General features: G+C 38.1%; 11 protein-coding genes and 2 riboswitches. Of the genes, 2 read left to right on the forward strand and 9 right to left on the reverse strand.

Annotated features, from left to right (window positions below):
• Nucleotides 1-58: 58 nt before the first annotated feature.
• The 4 genes from Ana3638_RS02785 to Ana3638_RS02800 all read right to left on the reverse strand — a co-directional run bounded on the left by Ana3638_RS02785 (nt 59) and on the right by Ana3638_RS02800 (nt 8,062).
• A complete protein-coding gene (locus tag Ana3638_RS02785) occupies nt 59-2,599 on the reverse strand; it encodes a cation-translocating P-type ATPase (protein WP_161836692.1) in 2,541 nt (846 codons plus the stop codon).
• A 142-nt stretch (nt 2,600-2,741) separates the two neighbouring features.
• Nucleotides 2,742-2,827: riboswitch (NiCo riboswitch) on the reverse strand.
• 81 nt (nt 2,828-2,908) lie between these two features.
• Nucleotides 2,909-4,084 (reverse strand): cation diffusion facilitator family transporter, encoded by a 1,176-nt coding sequence (locus tag Ana3638_RS02790; RefSeq protein ID WP_161836693.1) that lies wholly within the window; start codon nt 4,082-4,084, stop codon nt 2,909-2,911.
• A gap of 181 nt (nt 4,085-4,265) precedes the next feature.
• A riboswitch (NiCo riboswitch) is annotated at nt 4,266-4,357 on the reverse strand.
• Between the two features lie 95 nt (nt 4,358-4,452).
• On the reverse strand, nt 4,453-6,348 hold the full coding sequence (locus tag Ana3638_RS02795) for an ABC transporter ATP-binding protein (protein ID WP_246240732.1): 1,896 nt from the start codon (nt 6,346-6,348) through the stop codon (nt 4,453-4,455).
• Nucleotides 6,308-8,062, reverse strand: coding sequence for an ABC transporter ATP-binding protein (locus tag Ana3638_RS02800; RefSeq protein ID WP_246240735.1), 1,755 nt, complete (start codon nt 8,060-8,062; stop codon nt 6,308-6,310). The genes Ana3638_RS02795 and Ana3638_RS02800 overlap by 41 nt, the downstream gene beginning before the upstream one ends.
• A 192-nt stretch (nt 8,063-8,254) precedes the next feature.
• Here Ana3638_RS02800 and Ana3638_RS02805 point away from each other — a divergent pair, with 192 nt between their 5' ends.
• Both Ana3638_RS02805 and Ana3638_RS02810 read left to right on the forward strand, forming a co-directional pair.
• On the forward strand, nt 8,255-8,806 hold the full coding sequence (locus Ana3638_RS02805) for a prolyl-tRNA synthetase associated domain-containing protein (RefSeq protein WP_161836695.1): 552 nt from the start codon (nt 8,255-8,257) through the stop codon (nt 8,804-8,806).
• Between the two features lie 259 nt (nt 8,807-9,065).
• Nucleotides 9,066-9,527 carry a YaiI/YqxD family protein gene (locus Ana3638_RS02810; protein WP_161836696.1) on the forward strand — a complete coding sequence of 154 codons (462 nt, stop codon included), beginning with the start codon at nt 9,066-9,068 and terminating at the stop codon, nt 9,525-9,527.
• Nucleotides 9,528-9,601: 74 nt separating this feature from the next.
• On the opposite strand, the gene Ana3638_RS02815 is transcribed toward Ana3638_RS02810, so the two are convergent.
• From Ana3638_RS02815 to Ana3638_RS02835, 5 genes are all read right to left on the reverse strand, one after another.
• The gene (locus Ana3638_RS02815) at nt 9,602-11,224 is read right to left on the reverse strand and encodes a dipeptide ABC transporter ATP-binding protein (RefSeq protein WP_246241065.1); all 1,623 of its coding nucleotides are present in this window, start codon (nt 11,222-11,224) and stop codon (nt 9,602-9,604) included.
• Nucleotides 11,225-11,232: 8 nt separating this feature from the next.
• Entirely contained in the window at nt 11,233-12,027 is a 795-nt protein-coding gene (locus Ana3638_RS02820) for an ABC transporter permease (protein WP_246240738.1), read from the reverse strand.
• Nucleotides 12,028-12,208: 181 nt separating this feature from the next.
• A complete protein-coding gene (locus tag Ana3638_RS02825) occupies nt 12,209-13,147 on the reverse strand; it encodes an ABC transporter permease (protein WP_161836697.1) in 939 nt (312 codons plus the stop codon).
• A gap of 60 nt (nt 13,148-13,207) precedes the next feature.
• Nucleotides 13,208-14,779 (reverse strand): ABC transporter substrate-binding protein, encoded by a 1,572-nt coding sequence (locus Ana3638_RS02830; protein ID WP_202621558.1) that lies wholly within the window; start codon nt 14,777-14,779, stop codon nt 13,208-13,210.
• Between the two features lie 283 nt (nt 14,780-15,062).
• A complete protein-coding gene (locus Ana3638_RS02835; protein ID WP_161836698.1) occupies nt 15,063-17,501 on the reverse strand; it encodes a GH36-type glycosyl hydrolase domain-containing protein in 2,439 nt (812 codons plus the stop codon).
• Between the last annotated feature and the right edge of the window lie 35 nt (nt 17,502-17,536).

Consider the following 17,536-nt stretch of genomic DNA (forward strand, 5'->3'; position numbering starts at 1 on the left):
AGGGCGGCCCCTAAAAAGTAAACGAATAATAAATTATTTAATTCTATATTATTAATTTTTATGACTTTTTTCTTATTATTTTAATTAATTCATACCAGAATACCGATATGAATGCAATGAAAACAGTACTAAAGAATAGCTTCAGGTTCAAATGGCTTAGCAGTAATACGGATTGTAAGGGTCCATATAATATAAACACCAGTAGAAAGAAAGTCGCTCCAAGTACAAATAGAATACCTTTTTCTTTTTTAAGCCTGCAAAAGGAGCGGAATACAGATTCCCTCTCAGAGGCATTTACAAGTACAAGAAATAGATTTGATAAGATTAATACGCTAAGACCGATGGACCTTGCTATATCCGGACTTCCTCCTAAGATTACAAGATAATAGTAAAAACTCCCGAATGCCCCCAGAAATATTGCAAATCCTTGCAGAATACTTTTTATGAGTATCCTTTTCGTCAATAGCTGCTCTGCCGGGTTTCTGGGACCATGTTTCATAATATTTACCTCGGAAGGCTGCCGTTCAATTGCTGCCGCACAAGTCGGGTTCATAATTAATTCCAGCAAAATGACATGTAAAGGCAGCAGCATTAAATCATAGGGTAAGATATGCAACAAAGGGCCAAATAAGCAGATTAGCGCTATCGGTATATGAATAGTAAAAACATATCCGATTGCTTTTCGGATGTTGTCATAAATTCTTCTGCCATCCTCAACAGAATCCAGAATAGTCGAGAAATTATCGTCCAATAAAATTAAATCGGCAGCCTCCTTCGTTACCTCCGAACCCCTAAGTCCCATTGCAATTCCAATATCAGCCCATTTTAAAGCAGGAGCGTCATTTACGCCATCTCCGGTCATGGCTACTATATCGCCGTTTGCTATGAAACCCTTTACGATTCGTAATTTTTGCTCCGGAACCACCCGGGAAAATATATTAACTTTTTTAAGAACTTCCGGTAAATCCGATTCGGATATTTCATCCAGTTCATTTCCTGTCATAGGTGTAAGATCACCGGGGAATTGTATCTGTTTTGCAATAGAAGCCGCGGTATCCCCATTGTCACCGGTAATCATTACCAAGCGGATTCCCGCTTCTTTGCATTTTCTTATATCTTCGGATATAGAATCCTTTGGCGGATCCATAAATCCAATTAAACCGCAGAACGTAAATCCATATTCCTGTAAATCCTCCGGTATCTCACTTTCATTATTTATCTCCATGAAACCCACCGCAATAACCCTGAGTCCTTTTTTAAATAATTCCCGGGTTTTATCTCCAATTAATCTGCATTCTTCCGATGGCAGATTACTGTGGTTTATCAGCCATTCCGGAGAACCTTTTGCCGCTGCAACAATTGTATCCTTTCGTTTCCAAACATGTGTCATGGTTTTACATTCCTGATTAAACGGATACCCCTTAACAAAAACTCCGCTAAAAATTTCCTGTTCACTCAACCCCAAATCATTACAATAGGTTAGTATTGCTTTTTCCATAGGATCAAACGGATTATTATCACAGGCTAAAGCAGCTATCTTTGCCAGATTAATCTCCTCACATTGATAATGAAACGTCTCTTCCACACTCATCTGATTTTTCGTAATAGTACCCGTTTTATCAAGACATATTACGGAAACTGCACCTAAAGTTTCTGCCGCGGACAATTTACGAATTAAAGCATGCTTTTTGGTAAGACGTAATGCTCCCATTGACAAAAAAACGGTAAGGATTACTGGAAATTCCGCGGGTATCATAGATAACGTCAGCACGATGCCGGATAAGAGACTTTCTATGAAACGGTCCAAAAGAGTATAATCCGTTAGATTAAAATAAGTGATGAAACTAACTATAAATAATAAAAAGATAGCTATAATCGTACACTGTTTAGTAAGGATTTTCATTTGTCTCTGTAAGGGAGTCAATTTTGGTTTTATCCCCACCATACTTAAACCGATTTTCCCGTATGCTGTTTCATTTCCTGTTTTATTAATTAAAATGGTTGCATTCCCCTGTGTAACCATAGTTCCGGCATAACAATAATCCGATCTTAAATTGTCAAGTGATTCTATGGTAAGTTCTTTAGATTTTTTATCACCGGATACTGCTTGTGCCGGTGTTTTCCATATTTCTCCCGATTCTCCGGTTAAAAGGCTTTCATCCGTGCAAAAATCATGAGAGGTTAATACATACCCGTCTGCCGGTATCCTGTTTCCCTCTTCTGCTAATATAATATCCCCGGGTACTAATTCAACACTGGGTACCCTTGTGACTTTACCGTCACGTATAGCCATAATCATAGGCTGGGATAAATTTTTCAGGGCACTTAAAGCTCTGTCTGTTTTCCATTCCTGTAATACATCCATAACAATAATACAAAAAACAAAGATAAGCATAATGACACCATCATTTGCCTCACCCAGCAGAAAATAAGTAACAGATGCAAGAATAAGAAGTAAAAAAATAGGTTCTTTAACAGCACTTAATATACGATGTATCAGTAATTTTTTACGCTCTGTAACAATTTCATTTTTACCGTACTTTTTCTGTAATTCATAAACTCTGACAGTAGAAAGACCTTCTCCATTTACATTTTTCACATAAGACCTCCCATATGAGTTCTCATTCCGGTATAAAACCGCCTGCTCCTGCTGATAAATCAAACCGGAAGAATTCTTCCGGTTTGTATATGTGCCTGCATTTGTCTATCAAAAAAACACCTGCAGGACACTTGTAGTAAACTACTGTCCCGCAGGTGTTTTCACAACCCGCTGCTGCTTTACAGCCCGGCTCCAAACATAAGATATGGCCTGATCAGTTTGTACTGTAGATATACGCAAATTCTGCGTTTTTGCAGTGCAAAGAGAATGAATAATATAATATCACTATATTCAAAGGCCATCTTTTTGTTACTCGGCAATATAACTATTTTCAATTGTGATTACAATCTGATATCTTTCATCTATTTTGCGAAGAGCTTCCTCAATTTTCAGAAGCAGTTCCTGTTCCTGCTGCTCATTATAGGAGAAAGGCACAACCAGGTCAAATATCAGATTTATATGATTTTCTCCGTTTACAACTCTAAAATCATGAATATTTGATTTCGGTTCCAGATCTTTTACAACCTGAATCACCACTTCTTTCTTCTCTACCACCTTTTGATCATTTATTTCAATAGGATCCATATGGATAACAAGAAATATTCCCATTTCTCTTAATACGTCCCGTTCGATACGGTCTATGGTTTCATGAGCTTCCTCCAAATTTACATCATTGGGTACCTCAGCATGAATGGTAGCCATTGTATGGGAGGGTCCGTAATTATGCACAATAAGGTCATGGCTCCCAATGATACCCTCATACTCTTCCACTTTTTTTGTAATTGCTTCATATACTTCCCGGTCCACCGCTTCTCCCAGGAGAGGTTCCAGGGTTTCCCGGGCAATATTGATACCTGCCAGTATTACGAATACGGAGACAATAACACCCATCCAGCCATCCACCATAAAACCGGTTAACTGTCCGATAATAACGGAAACAATGGTGGTAGTTGTTATCAAAACATCACCAAGCGCATCAGTAGCCGTAGCTTTCATTACATTGGAGTTAATTCTCTTACCAAGTGTACGGTTAAATAGAGATAACCATAATTTAATTAAGACCGAAATGCACAGAATACCAACCAGTATCCAGTTAAATCCCACTTCTTCCGGGTGAAGTATTTTGGTAAAAGCGCTTTTAAAGCAGGTAAAACCAACCTGCAAAATCAAAAAGGAAACGGCAAAAGCAGCAATATATTCAAATCTGCCATGTCCAAAGGGATGCTCCTTATCGGCCGGGCGTTCCGCAAGTTTTACCCCGACCAGGCCAATTATGGAGGATGCCGCATCCGATAAATTGTTAAAAGCATCCGCCATTACGGAAATACTGTTTATAATCAGCCCGATTACAAGCTTTATTCCAAATAATATAATATTGCAGATAATGCCTACAATACTGGTTAAAACACCATAAGCGGTTCTAACCTTAGATTTTTCCGTGCTGGTATAATCTTTAACAAATAATTTCACTAATAATTGTGTCATTTAATTCCTCCCGGGCGAACAATTTATATTTAATATACCGTAGTCTTCTTTTGTTCTGTAGCACGCAATCAAGTAAGAAAATTGGACAAATTAACGAACCATAATTGAATATTTTATTTTGACACTCGAATCGTAACTATATTTAAGTTAGCAGGAAAAAAAACACACCTATGGAACATACTACTGTCCCACAGATGCGTGATTAGTCATCTGTTGCCTTACGGCCCAGCCCTTTGAATCAAAATGATCCATTGCCTGCTCAGTTTGTACTGTAGATATACGCATATTTTGCGTTATGCAGTGCAAAGAGATATTGCTAGCATTATAATATAGGCTGATATGTTTGTCAATCAGAATTTTCCAGTTAACTAAGATTGTAGCTGCAATTCATATAATTTCTTATAGATACCTCCGAAATTCAGTAATTCCTGATGGGTTCCCGTTTCCCTTATTTGACCTTTGTGCATAACCAGAATTTTATCCGCATGCTGTATGGTGGATAAACGATGGGCTACCATAATTGTGGTTCGACCCTCCATTAACTTTTCCAGGGCATCCTGAATAATCTGTTCTGTTTCCGTATCAATATTAGCAGTTGCTTCATCCATTACTAGAATGGCAGGATCATATGCCAAAGTTCTGGCAAAGGACAATAGCTGCCGCTGTCCTGCCGATAAGGTTGCCCCACGTTCCGTTACTGCTTCTTCATAGGTATGGTTTAAATTCTCAATGAAACCGGCTGCATTGACATATTTAGCTGCCTGTTTTACTTCATCATCGGATATGGACTCTTTTTTCAGTCTGATATTACTCTTTATATCACCGGTGAAAATAAATACATCCTGCTGCACCTGACCGATTGCCCCTCTTAGCTGATCCGTGCTCAGTTCCTTAATATCTACACCGTCTATGGTTATTTTACCCCGTTGTATATCATAATATCTTCCGATTAAATTAAGGATGGAGGATTTTCCTGCTCCGGTAGCTCCCACAAAAGCGGCACGCTGCCCCGGCTCAATAACAAAGCTGACGTCCTTAAGAATCCAGTTTTCTTCCTCATAAGCAAACCAGACATGGTCAAATTCGATACGTCCTTTTACATCGGGAAGATTTTTAGGTTCGTTTGTATTAACGATCAGCGGTTTTTCATCAATAATAGTAAATATCTTTTCAGCAGAAGCCATAGCCGACTGAAGGGTTCCAAGCTGTTCCGCCAATTCCTGTATCGGATCAAAGAAAGAACCAATGTATTGGATAAAGATATATAATGTTCCGATGGAAATTGCTCCTTTTAACACGGAATTACCGCCCACCCCAATAATAATTACCAATGCTATAACGGAAAGTATATAGATGGAGGGCCGGAATATGGCAAATACCATCATTTCTTTATAATTCGCATGAAATAATTCCGCGCTCTTACCCTTAAATTCTTCGTATTTTTCTTTTTCCCTGGCAAATATCTGAATTAGTTTCATTCCGGATAAATGTTCCGATAAATACGTGTTAATCACCGTTATTTTCGTTCTTACCTCCCTGTAGGTAGCTCTGGATATGGATTTAAACAGTATGGTAAGACCAATAATTAACGGAAGAAGAAGAAATCCATAAAACGACAATTTTACGTCTATACTTATCATAACAAGGGCCAGTCCGATTATCTTAACAGAATTCTTAAATAACTTTACTAAAATATTGGCATACATCTCATTTAAAGCTTCCACATCATTGGTGATACGGGTTACAATCCGTCCTACCGGTGTAATATCAAAAAAACGCAGGGATAAATTATGTACATGTTCAAATACTTCCTGTCTGATGTTATAAATAATACTCTGACCTGTTAATTGCAGTATCCAGGTCTGCAGGAAATTGCATACAAAACTGCCTATTAATACAAGAAAATAAATAAACGCTATTTTTTTAATGTCATTAAAATTACCGGTTCCTATAAATAGGTCAATTGCCTTTCCTACTAAGATAGGTCGATATAATTCAAAACCGGTTATGCATAATACCAGAATAAAGGAAAACGTCATAAAGTGCCAATATGGTTTCACATAGGTCATTAACCGCTTTAATACACTGCCATGAATGGATCTTTCATAATCGATTTCATTTCTCTTAGCCATATTAATATTCATACCTTTCCAATTTGTGTTTCTCTTTTCCGCAAATCCGCTTTGAGTAGATAAGCCTACAAGCTTTCTTATTTCGAGGAAATCATACTGCTTCCAGTTGTTTTTCCAATTGCTGCTTTTCATACATTTTAGAGTAGATTCCCTGTTTATTCAATAATTCTTCATGGGTACCGTATTCTGCCATTCTTCCTTCCTCCAGTACAAGAATCTTATCCGCATTTTGAATGGTGGAGATACGATGAGCTATAATTATGGTAGTTTTACCTTTCCTGTTATTATTCAGATTCTTTAGTATCTGTTCCTCCGTATTGGTATCTACGGCTGATAAGGAATCATCTAAAATCAGGATTGGAGCATCTTTCATCAATGCCCTGGCAATAGAGCTCCTCTGTTTCTGTCCGCCGGATAAAGTAACGCCTCTCTCCCCGACTAATGTTTCATAATTACCCGGAAAATCCATGATATTATCATGGATACATGCCTCCCTGGCTGCTTCCTGTACTATCTCAATATCCTTCGTGGATGCGCCAAAAGCTATATTATTCTTAAGCGTATCGGAGAACAGGAAATTATCCTGGGGCACATATGCAATATTTTCCCGTAATACTTTTAAGGGAATTTTACGAATATCAACACCGTCAATTGTTATCATTCCAGGTTCCGCGTTATATAAACGCAGCAGTAAATTTGCCATGGCTGTTTTGCCGCTGCCCGTCCGTCCAAGAATAGCCAGCGTACTTCCCTTATCTACTTTCAGGTTTATTCCTTTTAATACCTCGGGCGTTTCAGTTGTAAACCTGAAATTAAGGTGATTAAATTCTATCTCCCCGTCCAAATGATTGATTTTTTGATCGGTTACATCCGGTTCATCAAATACATCCGGCTGTTGTCTGAAGATATTCTGGATTCTTTTTATGGAAGCCATACCCTGAGAGAAGAAAGTCACACTGTCACCGGCTGCAATCATAGGCCATACCAGCATATTTATATATTGGTTAAAAGCAATAAATCTCCCTAAGGTTATGGTGCCCGTGATAGTCAGATAACCTCCGTAAAGAAGAGTGATTAAGCCGGATAAACCGATTACTATATCTAATAACGGCATTATGGTCGCCTGTAGTTTTACCACTTTCATATTTTTATCTTTATTTTCCTGATTTGCCCTTGCAAAGGCTTTTAACTCCTCTCTTTCCTGCACAAAAGCCTTAACAACACGGATACCCGATATACTTTCCTGAACCTGGTCCGTCAAATCGGAAAATGCTTTTTGTTTTGCTGTGAAACGTTTTTCGGCAGAACGCCCGTAATATACGCCGCCAATTGCAATAAAAAGCAAAGGAATTACCGCAAGAAGGGTCAGACGAATATTGACATATAGAATCATTTTGGTTAATACCATAAAGGTCATGATAATGGCATCAAAGGAGGTAATGACAGCCGGGCCGGCAGACATACGGATTGCATTTAAGTCATTGGTAAAATGAGCCATCAAATCCCCTGTTTTATTCTTATTATAATATCCCATGGACAATTTCTCCAGATGGGCAAACATATCATTACGTAATTCATATTCAATTCCACGGGCGGAGCCAAAAATAAAGTAGCGCCAGCCGAATCTGCCCAACGCAAGGACCAGTCCTACAAGTAAAATCTTAATGATTCCCTGAATAACACCGGTTATATCCATGGTTTTATCTTTTAGTCCATCTGTTATTTCTCCCGTAAACTGTGGTATGTATAAATTCATAAAATCTACAATAAATAAAGTTATAATTCCGAGAAGATATTTCCACTTATACTTATTCAGATACAAAAATATTATATTTTTTTCTTTCAAATATAGCTCCCGCCTTCCCAATTTTATAGTTTTTATCCTTAATTGATAGAACGTCCTTATATTATCTAACATTTTTTGGTTTATTTCAATTGTTTTTTATTTTCTGCTTACATTTTTCAATTTATATGTTAAACTAATAATAAGGACAAACGATTATTTATGCAATGAAATGTATACAAAGGAGGCTTTATTATGGCTGGTTTATCTATTGATCCTAACCTTTATACTACAAGGCCGGATTCGGAAGGACGATTGGAAAAAGAGACGAGAGTTTATGATATGTTAGAGAAACTTGAGATTCCTTATATTCGCGTAGATCATGAGGTGACGGCTACGATTGAATCCTGCCTTGAAGTAGAGGTTATGTTGGAAATTGAAATCTGCAAAAACTTATTTTTATGCAATGCACAGAAAACCAATTTCTATCTACTGATGATGCCGGGGAATAAAAAATTCCGCACCGCCGATTTAAGCAGACAAATTAATACTTCCAGACTATCCTTTGCCGCTCCGGATTATATGGAAGAATTCCTGAATATTACTCCGGGTTCTGTCAGCGTACTTGGATTAATGAATGACAAAGAAAACCGGGTTCAGTTATTAATAGACCGGGATACTTTCAATCAGGACTCCGTTGGCTGTCATCCCTGTATCAATACCTCAAGCTTAAAAATTAAAATGGCGGATTTATTGAATAAATTTTTGCCCTATGTGAAGCACGAGCCTATTATTGTGGATTTATAATAAATTTCCAATTTAATATTTTAATTAAAATAGTCATAATAAGTTATCCTATCCGGTATAATGAAGAAAGTAGTCAAAGGTGTTAATCTGATAATAGAATCAATGAATGCAGAATGAATGAGACGCCGCTTTTGCGGCATCATGACTGGATGAGTGAAAGAAAATTAGAATAAGAAAGGATGCCACATATGGATTCTTTCGCTCTTTTTTATTGTGGCAGTATCGCAGGCCGGCCTGCGATATGCGATGGGTGGAAAATATGAAAGTATTAGTAGATGCAGATGCTTGTCCGGTAAAGCAGATTATAGAAAGAGTAGCAAAAAAGTATTATATACCTGTGATCATGGTAATTGATACCAGTCATATCCTGGAATCGGAATACAGTAAAATTATTCAGGTAAGTAAAGCCCCGGATGCAGTTGACATTGCTCTAATTAACCGGACGGAATCCGGAGATATTGTAGTAACACAGGATTACGGCGTAGCTTCCATGGCTTTAGGAAAACGTGCCTATGCCATTAATCAGAACGGAAAATATTATACGGAAGAAAACATAGATCTGCTTATGTATGAACGCCACCTTTCCAAAAAATTAAGAAGAGCCGGCGGCCGCACCAGCTCTATGAAAAAACGTTCAAAAGAAGACGACGAAAAATTTGAAACAGCCTTTTCGAACCTTTGCAGGCAGTGGTATTCCTCCAATTCCGCTCCGGTCAACTAAAAAGAAATATTATAATATTTCCTTGGTATGATTCATGCAATAAATCCATCCCTGCTTTATTATAGTACTGCATCTTATAACACCGCATCTAATAATTTCTTGCTGTAAGGATGCTTTGGATTATGAAATAAATTTTCTACGGATGCAGTTTCCACTAATTCTCCCTGATACATGACACATACTCTGTCGCACATCTGGTAGATAACATTTAGATCATGGGATATAAATAAATAGGATAAATTATATTCCTTTTGCAGTTTCTTTAATAGTTCCAGTATTTGGGCCTGTACCGTGACATCCAGCGCAGATACAGGCTCATCCAGAACTATAAATTTGGAATTCTGTATCAGTGCTGCTCCGATTGCCACCCGCTGCCGCTGTCCTCCGCTCATTTCTGAAAGATACCGGTCTGCATAATTCTCATCCAGTCCAACCTCTCTTAATACCTTTGATACCTTTTCTTTCCGTTCCTTTGGGTTTTTGCTATTGGCTAATTTTAAAGGTTCTTCCAATATCCATCCCACTTTTTTAGCAGGATTTAAGCTGCTGTAAGGATCCTGAAAAACCATCTGAGGTTTTGCTTCTTTTAAATGGATCTCTCCGGTTTTACTCTCTATTAGTCCGACTACAGCTTTCGCAAGTGTAGATTTCCCGCTGCCGCTCTCACCTACAATGCCTAAAATTTCACCTGAATTTATATAAAAAGATACGTTATTTACTATCTGTTTCTTTATTCTCTTTTCAAATAACTTCTTACCTTTTTCTTCGTAGTATACCTTTAAATTCTGCACTTCCAGAATATAACCGGATTTATCGGCATTTAGCTCCGGCCGATCATTTTCAGTTCTTGCAACTTCCTCCGGAATATTCTTTTTTGATTTTTTAAGAAGTCCTGTTTTGGCGGCAATGAGACTTTTCGTGTATTCTTTTTCCGGATTTATAAATAAGTCAGAAACCAGCCCCTCTTCAACAATTTCACCATTTTGCATTACAATAGCCCTGGAACATATTTTTTGTATAACACCTAAATCATGGGATATTAATAGCACTGAGGTACCGTATTCTTCACTTAAGCTCTGTACCAGGGATAAAATCTGAGCCTGAATGGTTACATCCAATGCCGTAGTAGGTTCATCTGCTATTAAAAGCTTTGGTTTACATATCATGGCCATAGCAATCATCACTCTCTGACGCATGCCACCGGATAATTGATGAGGATATTTATGATACAGGTTTTCTACATCGGTTAACCCAGCTTCCGATAAAGCAGACAGAACTCTCTTAATTCTCTGTTCGGCATTTAATTCACTCTCATGAAGAAGCAGCATTTCTTCTACCTGAGAGCCGATGGTCATTACCGGATTTAAAGAGGTCATCGGCTCCTGAAAGATCATCGCTTCCTGTTTCCCCTTTAATTTTCTTAATTCCTCTATGCTAAGCTTTAATAAATCCTGATTTCCAAAAAGTATACTGCCTCCTAATATATTAGCCGCTTTCGATAATAATCCCATTACTGCCAGTGCCGTCATAGTCTTACCGGAGCCGGATTCTCCAACGATTCCAAGAATTTCTCCCTCCTGTAGCCTAAAAGAGACATTATTTACTACTTTATGAATATCACCTTTTTGATGAAATCCTATGGAAAGATGATTAACGGCTAGTATGGCGCCTGCTTTTTTTTGATTCATTTCCGTCATCAAACCCCTCACATCCTTTCATTAATCAAGCTGAAGCCTAATACAGTCAAAACGATCATTAATCCGGGGGCTAATGCATACCAAGGGGCATTAAACAGGTATGTCTGTGCTTCTGACAACATTCTCCCAAGGCTTGCATCCGGCGGCTGAACTCCTAATTGAAGATAACTCATTCCCGCTTCTGCCAAAACAGCGTTATTAAAACCGATGGTAACAGAGGACAATAAAATTAGCTTTGTATTGGGTAAAATATGGACAAACATAATCCGAAAATTACCGGCTCCCATTAATCTGGCATTTTTTACAAAATCCATCTGCTTAAATGAAATATATTCACTTCGTACTACTCTGGCAAAGCTGGGAATAAAGATGATTCCCAATGCAAAAATAACATTGTATTTGCCCGGGCCAATAATACTTACAAATACCAAAGCTAACAGTATACTGGGAAAAGAAGTCAGTCCGTCATTAATACGCATGAGAATTTCATCCAGAATACCTCCGTAATAACCGGTTAATGCACCGATAAATGTACCTGCCATCGCACCGATTGCCACCGTAGAAACAGCTACAAAAAAGGTCGTCTTGGCACCGGACATAACTCGGCTTAATATATCCCGTCCGAAGTTATCCGTACCAAATGGATGCGCCAGGTTAGGTGCTAAATTTTTTACAGCGCCATCCATCTTATTTGGATCATAGGGAGTATAAAAGACACCGGCAATCACAAAGATAAGAACGATACTGATAATTACAATGCCAACTATAAAATTAAAGTCATACTTAAATTTTCCTCTGTTCACCAAGGTTCTCCTTATGTAATTATATTCTAGATATTTGCGAAACGATAGTATTTAAAAACTTTAGGTATTCGCAGTTACCTGGAATCATTATTCCACAAATCACAAACGTTTATTTCTATCCGGCTTCCTTGTATTTCAGATCTGCTTACAGATATGCCACAAATTAAACCCTTGTTAAATTTTACGGACGTACTCTTGGGTCAATCCGTTGATATAAAATATCCACTATAAAATTAATGAGGATTACCACAGCTGCTATATATAACACAATTGCCTGTACTACTGAAAAATCCCTGTTGGAGATAGCAGTAACCAGCATTCTTCCCATACCAGGCAATCCAAATACCTGTTCGATGATTATACTGCCTGCCAGAACATCAGCAATGACCATAGCAATAAAAGTGATAACGGGGATAAAGGCATTTTTTAAAACATGGCGGTATAGAATAACATTTTCCTGATTTCCTTTACTCCTTGCAGTTCTTACATAATCCATCTTAAGCTGTCTTATCAGAGAACTCCTTAAGAATTTAACTACCATTGCGATCTTGGGTATGGCAATGGCGATGGCCGGGTAAATCAAATATCCTATAAATTGACCGAAATTCTCTTTGAAACCAACATATTTACCCGGAGTAAACCATTTTAATACCAGTCCAAACAGTAATGTAATAATAATCCCCAAGAAAAAAGGAGGAATCGCCATCGCCGTATGGGTTAATAAGGTGATAAGACGATCAGATAACCCCCCTTCTTTTTTAGCAGACTCTATTCCAAGGGGAATTGATAAGATTAAAATAAATATGATAGATAAAACAGCCAGCCATAGGGTGACCGGCATACGGTCCTTTATGAGATTACTTACAGGCATACCAAACTGTGAGGATGTCCCAAAATCACCCTGCAGGGCATTTCCTAACCAGCTTACATATCTTACAAATATATTTTTATTGAGGCCTAATTCCTCCCGCAGTGCTTCAATGGCTTCTTTCGTAGCGGAAGTTCCAAGGGACGCTACTGCGCTGTCCCCCGGAATGACCTGAAATGCAATAAAGGTAAAAAAAGAAACAAGCAGGAGGGTTAATATTAATGCCGTAAATTTTTGAATGATATATTTCATATAAAAACTCCTCCCTGTTTTTGTTCTTAAGTGATTACTGAACTAATTTATATTACAATTCTATTCTTCTGCTTTATAATATACAGATGCCATATCCTGAACATAAACCGGATAGAATGTGTATCCTCCCAGTTTCTTATTTATGGCTACCAGTAATGCAGGATCCTGAATATATACGGCTGCAGCATCTTCATTTAACATGGTCTGCAGGGTCTTATAGTAATTGATTTTTTCTTTATCATCCAGAGAAGCAATTGCTTTGCCTAAGATGTCATCATATTGTGGGTTACTGTAATTTAAAAAATTATTTTCAGCTTTGGATTCGTATCGATCCAATACATCCCTTGCAGCCAGTTTCGCATCCAATCCTATAATGGTGGATTCATAATTTCTGCCTACATAGACGTCGCTTATCCAGCTGGCCCATTCAACCTGTTGAATGCTAGCAGTAATTCCGACTTGCTTTAACTGTTCCACGATAACCTGAGCCGTATCAACATGGAATTTATAATTGGACGGTACGGTTATAGTAAAGGAAAAACCGTCCGGATAACCGGCTTCAGCCAGCAAATCTTTTGCTTTCTGCACATCATATGGATATTTATCTGCTAAGTCTTCATAATACTTTGCAAATCCCGGAAACATATTACTTCCGATAATGCTGCCTCTTCCTCCGGCTACCAGATCAAGGATAGCCTGCTTATCAACAGCATAATTTAATGCCTGTCTTACCTTTACATTGTTAAAGGGTTCTGCTTTATTATTTAAATATAAGCCCTGTACCAGATTCATATGTCCTTCTGCAATGGTAAAGGTATCCTTCAACTGTTCTGCCTGGGTATCGGTAAGGTACGGGAAAATATCAACCGAGCCTGCTAATAATTCCATGATGGCAGAATCCGCGTTAGGTATAATTTTAAATGTAACTTTGTCTAAATATGGTTTTCCTGCTTGATAATAGTCTTCATTTTTTTCTACTACAAAACTTTCCATTGGTGTGTAGGAAACAAACTTAAACGGACCGGTTCCGATTGGTGCCGTATCCTGTTTGTCATAGTCTTTCGGAATGATTGCACTGGTCAGATAACCGATTAATTCCGTATCGGCTTCCTTAAGATCCACTTCTACCGTTGTTTCATCAACTTTTTTTACGTCTGAAACGTTAGTAAGCGCCGATTCGACCACAACAGCTGGATCTGTTGTATCTAGCAAACCGGCGCATCTCTTTAATGAATATACGATGTCGTCAGCTGTTACCAGATTGCCGTTATGAAATTTAACATTCCCTCGGAGTTTAAAGGTATATACCTTACCATCCGGGGATATCTCATAACTTTCTGCAACAGCCGGAACTAAATTTCCATCTTTATCAGGCTTTACAAGCCCTTCAAAAACATTGAATAAAACTTCTTTAGTTCCTGCCGCAACTGCTTTGTCTGGGTCAAGACTATCCAAATCCTGTGAAATTCCTACTACTACTGATCCACCGTTAACCGGTGTATCTGAAGACTGTTCATCAGCAGGAGCTTTCTCATCATCCGTACCGGTCTTACCGCCTCCACATCCGTAAAGTGCAATAGATAGTACCAGCATCATGAGCGTTAATAAAGTGAAATGACTTCTCTTTATCATAATAACTCCTCCTTATGAAATTTTATAATTCATAATAAACTTAATTTTTAAAAATTTCAAGGTCTTAAATTAAATTTTTTTATATTAGATTGAATGTTAAAAGTCCGGTATAAAAGTTTCGAAAGAATATAAGCGCTTTATATTCATAAAATTACCCTGATAGGACCTTGGGAACTCAAATCATTATATGTCCCTGCAGAAAAAAAGAAACGCCAAGATCAGTCATCTCTGACGTTTCTTTTTTATACTCATAAGGTATGGTGGAACTCATGAATATCGATTATTACCCTAAAATTACTTCTACTTCATGTTCCATGCCATCACCAAATACAGGCACTATGTTACCGGAAATTTCTTTACCGTCCACTGTCATCTTGCTAACACCAGCAGATACATGATTTGGGTTCTTAATCGTAATCTTTAAGATATCTCCCCTGAAAAGTCTGGTTACCTGATATCCATCCCAGGAAGCCGGTATTGCAGGATTTACCATAAGCCCGTCATATTCCGGAATGATACCTAAAATAAACTGGGAAATAGCGACAAAATTCCAGGAAGCTGTACCGGTTAACCAGGAATTCTTAGCTTCGCCGAATCTTCCTGCATCCTTGCCGGCTACCATCTGGGAATATACATAAGGCTCCATCCTATGGATTTCACTGTATTCTTCCGTATAAGCCGGAGCAATTCTGGTATAATAATCAAAAGCTTTATCACCTCTGCCCACAACTGCTTCCGCACACATTATCCAAGCGTTGTTATGGCAGAAGATACCTGCATTTTCTTTATATCCGGCAGGATATGTGGAGATTTCACCATATTCTACATAATATTTCGTAAAGGCCGGATTATTCAAAACTAAACCGTATTTTGTACCAAGCCTTTCCTCAACTGCATCCAATGTTTTAATAGCCTTGCCGTCTTCGATTCCGCAGCCGCCCATAATGCAGAGGCCTTGGGATTCAATAAATATTTTTCCCTCTTCGTTTTCGTTACTGCCGACTTTCTTACCAAAGTCATCATAAGCCCTAAGAAACCATTCGCCGTCAAAGCCATGTTCCATAATGATATCTTTCATTTTGCTTACTTCTTTATTTGCTCTGTCAGCTTCTGCCTGATTACCAATCTTCTCCATAAGTTTTGCATATTCCTTGCCGATATAAACAAACATACCTGCAATCATAACAGATTCGGCAACCCTGCCGTCTTTACTGGTAGTTGTCTGGAAAGATTCACCCGGTTCCATGGAGAAACAGTTTAAGTTAAGGCAGTCATTCCAGTCAGCTCTTCCGATTAACGGTAAGCCATGAGGGCCCACATTATTAATTACATGATCAAAAGATCTCTTAATATGGTCAGAAAGAGGTGTTGCTTTGGATTCATCGTTATCAAACGGAGTTTTTACATCAAGAATCGTATAATCACCGGTTTCTTTAATATAAGCCACAACTGCAAGGATCAGCCATAACGGGTCATCATTAAAATTACCGCCGATTTCGTCATTTCCCCTTTTCGTAAGTGGCTGGTATTGATGATAGGCACCGCCGTCTTCTAATTGGGTTGAAGCCAAATCAATGATTCTTTCTCTTGCACGGTCAGGAATCTGATGTAAAAATCCCAACAAATCCTGGTTAGAATCACGGAAACCCATCCCTCGGCCGATACCGGATTCGAAATAAGATGCGCTTCTGGATAAGTTAAAGGTAACCATACATTGATATTGGTTCCAGATATTTACCATTCTGTTTAATTTATCATCTTTTGAAACGATGGTATATTTCGATAATAAGCCATCCCAATAGGCCGCCAATTCATCCAGTGCTTTATCAACTGCGGCACCGTCGGAAAATTTAGCGATCATATCTTCCGCTTTCTTCTTATTGATTACATTTTTGGATTCCCATTTTTCTTCTAACGGATTTTCCACATAACCTAATATAAATACAAATTCTTTTGTTTCACCAGGTTCTAAGGATATAGCAAGACAATGGGATGCAATAGGTGACCATCCGTCTGCAACTGAATTGTTAGATTTACCGGCAGCGACAACCTGAGGATTTTCAAATCCATTATAGGTTCCTATAAAACTTTCTCTGTCGGAGTCAAAACCTTCAATTGGTGCATTTACGGAAAAGAATGCATAATGATCCCTGCGTTCTTTATATTCTGTTTTATGATAGATAACAGAACCTTTAATTTCCACTTCACCGGTATTAAAATTTCTCTGGAAATTCGTCTGATCATCCTGGGCATTCCATAAGCACCATTCTATAAAGGAGAATAATTTCACTTCTTTTTTCTTATCTCCCGTGTTTTTTACAACTACTTTATGAACTTCTCCGTTATAATTTAAGGGAACAAAAAAGGTTACTTCTGTTTCAATATCATTTCTTTTTCCGGAAATTTTAGTATAACCCATACCATGACGGCATTCGTACCTGTCCAGTTCTTTTCTTGCAGGAGCCCATCCCGGTGACCAGAAATCACCGTTATCGTATAAGTAGTAGTAACGCCCGCCGCCTAAGTCCAGAGGTACGTTATTGTAACGGAAACGGGTGATTCTCCTTAGTTTGGCATCCTTATAAAAGCTGTATCCTCCGGCTGTATTAGAAATTAAAGAGAAAAACTCCTGTGAACCTAAATAATTAATCCAAGGATAAGGAGTCGTAGGGGTGGTTATTACATATTCTTTCTTTGCGTCATCAAAAAAACCGTATTTCATTCTTAATCTCCTTTTCTACAGATAATTTTCGACAT

Source organism: Anaerocolumna sedimenticola, from assembly GCF_009931695.1.
GTDB lineage: Bacteria > Bacillota > Clostridia > Lachnospirales > Lachnospiraceae > Anaerocolumna > Anaerocolumna sedimenticola.

What these genes read in the sequence shown, in the direction of transcription:
- Ana3638_RS02790 (WP_161836693.1), bottom strand. Translation starts at nt 4,084, where the DNA reads ATGACACAATTATTAGTGAAATTATTTGTTAAAGATTATACCAGCACG.
- Ana3638_RS02795 (WP_246240732.1), bottom strand. Translation starts at nt 6,348, where the DNA reads ATGAAAAGCAGCAATTGGAAAAACAACTGGAAGCAGTATGATTTCCTC.
- Ana3638_RS02805 (WP_161836695.1), top strand. Translation starts at nt 8,255, where the DNA reads ATGGCTGGTTTATCTATTGATCCTAACCTTTATACTACAAGGCCGGAT.
- Ana3638_RS02810 (WP_161836696.1), top strand. Translation starts at nt 9,066, where the DNA reads ATGAAAGTATTAGTAGATGCAGATGCTTGTCCGGTAAAGCAGATTATA.
- Ana3638_RS02815 (WP_246241065.1), bottom strand. Translation starts at nt 11,224, where the DNA reads ATGACGGAAATGAATCAAAAAAAAGCAGGCGCCATACTAGCCGTTAAT.
- Ana3638_RS02825 (WP_161836697.1), bottom strand. Translation starts at nt 13,147, where the DNA reads ATGAAATATATCATTCAAAAATTTACGGCATTAATATTAACCCTCCTG.
- Ana3638_RS02830 (WP_202621558.1), bottom strand. Translation starts at nt 14,779, where the DNA reads ATGATAAAGAGAAGTCATTTCACTTTATTAACGCTCATGATGCTGGTA.
- Ana3638_RS02835 (WP_161836698.1), bottom strand. Translation starts at nt 17,501, where the DNA reads ATGAAATACGGTTTTTTTGATGACGCAAAGAAAGAATATGTAATAACC.